Annotated in this window: 4 protein-coding genes; all 4 read left to right on the forward strand. The window is 42.7% G+C overall.

Annotated features, from left to right (window positions below; translation table 11 throughout):
* The first annotated feature begins 88 nt into the window (after positions 1 to 88).
* Positions 89 to 787 carry a hypothetical protein gene (locus J6U00_RS08325; RefSeq protein ID WP_296580935.1) on the forward strand — a complete coding sequence of 233 codons (699 nt, stop codon included), beginning with the start codon at positions 89 to 91 and terminating at the stop codon, positions 785 to 787.
* A 229-nt stretch (positions 788 to 1,016) separates the two neighbouring features.
* Positions 1,017 to 1,217: a hypothetical protein gene (locus tag J6U00_RS08330; RefSeq protein ID WP_365718513.1), complete on the forward strand. Its 201-nt coding sequence runs from the start codon at positions 1,017 to 1,019 to the stop codon at positions 1,215 to 1,217.
* 134 nt (positions 1,218 to 1,351) lie between these two features.
* On the forward strand, positions 1,352 to 1,555 hold the full coding sequence (locus J6U00_RS08335; protein ID WP_296580937.1) for a hypothetical protein: 204 nt from the start codon (positions 1,352 to 1,354) through the stop codon (positions 1,553 to 1,555).
* Between the two features lie 262 nt (positions 1,556 to 1,817).
* A partial coding sequence (locus J6U00_RS08340) for a leucine-rich repeat domain-containing protein (protein ID WP_296580938.1) occupies positions 1,818 to 2,539 on the forward strand: 722 nt, incomplete at its 3' end.

The raw sequence follows: 2,539 nt of genomic DNA on the forward strand, positions 1-2,539 counted from the left end.
CGCTTGACTTTACTTCGATTTTATACTATAATGAAATAAATGATGTCGGTAATTATTGTAATACCGCTGAATAAGGAGTATAATCACAATGAAAAAGGGAATATTTGCAATTTGCATGGCGGCTGTTATGCTCACAGGCTGCGGAAGCACCGCGGGCTCGTCCGAGAGCAGCAAGAATGACGCCCCTGCGACAACAGCGGCAGCTCAGCAGGAGACAGAAGCTGAGACAGAGGCTGCAACCTCACAGGAAGATGAAGAAGTGGAGTATTATGACTGGTATGGTATTGATATGCCGATTCCAAGTGGAATGGAAATATCCAATCTTGCAAGAAGACAGCATGTTCTTAATGAATGCTGGGAAGGCGGCGAACCGTCTGATATGGTTTTCTATTCGTTTGATCAGGTATACAGCGAGAGCGAGTATCTGGATGAATCACAGGGGCACACACTTGAGGAACTGCCCGAATTAAAAGCGCTGGGAGACAGGCTCGTCACGAAATTCAATGCTGTATGTCAGTGTGCTGGTAGGGTTACGGTTGACTCCTCCTCAAAAGAGACGTTTATGGGACACGAGGTCCTTTGCGTGAATGGTACTGTTGTACCGACCGTTGATGATCCGATACATATAAAGATCTACTACGGATATTTGGATAATGCCGCAGAAGAAGGATATAAGCATATTCCGTCCTGTTGGTATGCGTTTACACAGTCGAACGACGCGGAAGCGCTGGAGATGATGGAAAACGCAGCCGACCTTCCTCTCACAAAGGCAAAGCTCCACGAATAATGAGACAAAGCACCTGTTTCGGCGGGTGCTTTTTTGCTGATTTGAGCGGAAAAAACGAAAAATTATAGAATAATACTTCTATTATTCATGCATTGACAAATATATGTGTCTATGCTATAATTCAAATGTCATTAAACTTCATTCTTATGAATCAGGCGGTCAGCTTCTCTCCTTATGCTGACCGCCCTTTTCTTTTTTCTTTTCTATCCATGGCGTGATACGTCACCCGATGTACTCCTCGACGCTGATACTTTTCCTGTCAATGGGCGGAGTGCTCGGTTCGCCTATTTCGATCGCGATATTGCTACTGTATATTCCGATAATCGCAAAGCGTATCCGCAACGAGGAAGAAATTCTCGAAAAAGGGCTTGAAGGCTACACGGAGTATAAGAAAAAGGTCAGATATAAGGTCATTCCCTATATCTGGTGATATGGTACTATTATGCTATACTATGCAGATAAGACCGACTGCTTCCACAATCGGTCTCATCATACACTCTGTTATTACACTATTTTTCGTTTACACAGAATTTGGGATTGACTCCAGATTGGGACAGCGACGTTATGTGCTATCTCCCGGGCAAAGAAGGCAAGGGCATCTCGGATGTGCTTTGCGGCTGTGATGATTTCACGGGGAAACTGCCGTCCAACTGGTACGGCTCGTTTGACCAGATAGGCACAGACAAGTGCTTCATCAAGTGCGGTTACGGTGAGAGCTACGGTGCTGGCTTCAAGCCCCGCCAAGAGCCCGAGACCCATACTGACTGACGAGACTAATTGGTAATCAAGCAAAAATCGCGGACGGAACTGCAATGTCAGGCACAAACCACTCACTAATTCAGAGTATTCGTGCCTGACGACAGAGTTCCGTCTGCGAAAGCTGTTTCGGACTATTATTGGTCTGATAAGATATGTCAACAAAAGATTAGTTCTTTTTCCTTTAATATTCTTGAATTATTTTTCAAACTGTGATATAATTATTAATGATTTTAATCAAGCAATTCAAATAATCAGAATGGAGTGATATAAAATGATACTAAAAAAGATGCTTGCTGTCATGTCAGCAGTAACCTTATCTTTCTCTGCAGTGTCCGGATGTTTTCCGAGTATGTCTTCTTCGAAGCATACTTTCAGAGCAATGGCTGAGGAGATAGAGTTTTCGAACAACGAAGAACTTGTTCTTGTTACAGATTCCCAGAAAACTGATACAGAGACAAAAAATACTGATGACGGACTGAGCTACTATTTTGAAGGTGACGAGATCATCATCAACGGTTATTCAGGTAGTTCAAAGAAAGTCGTTATTCCTGAGACTATAGATGGTATAGCTGTAACGACTGTTAGTGACTATGCTTTCAATGGTAACACTGTAATAACAGGGATTGATCTTGGAAATGTTAAGTCAATTGGAGGAAAAGCATTTGCAGGATGTACAGAACTGAAGGAGATAACTATTCCGAAGACAGTTACACAGGCAGGTGACTGGAAATATGGCTGTTTAGAAGGAAGCAGTATCGAAAAAGTAGTATTTGAAGAAGGAATAGCAAGTATTCCTGCCTATGTGTGTAGGAACGCAAGCAGCGTAAAAGAAGTGATACTGCCAGAAAAGGTTGATACCGAAAACGGATATTCTATTGGTGAACATGCGTTTGATGGCACATCGGTAAGTTCAATAAAACTGCCTGTTAGTCTTACTTCAATAGGCAACAGTGTATTCGCCGGTTGCAAGAACCTAAAATCAATATCGGTACC

It is taken from the genome of Ruminococcus sp., assembly GCF_017650195.1.
Taxonomy (GTDB): Bacteria; Bacillota; Clostridia; order Oscillospirales; family Ruminococcaceae; genus Ruminococcus.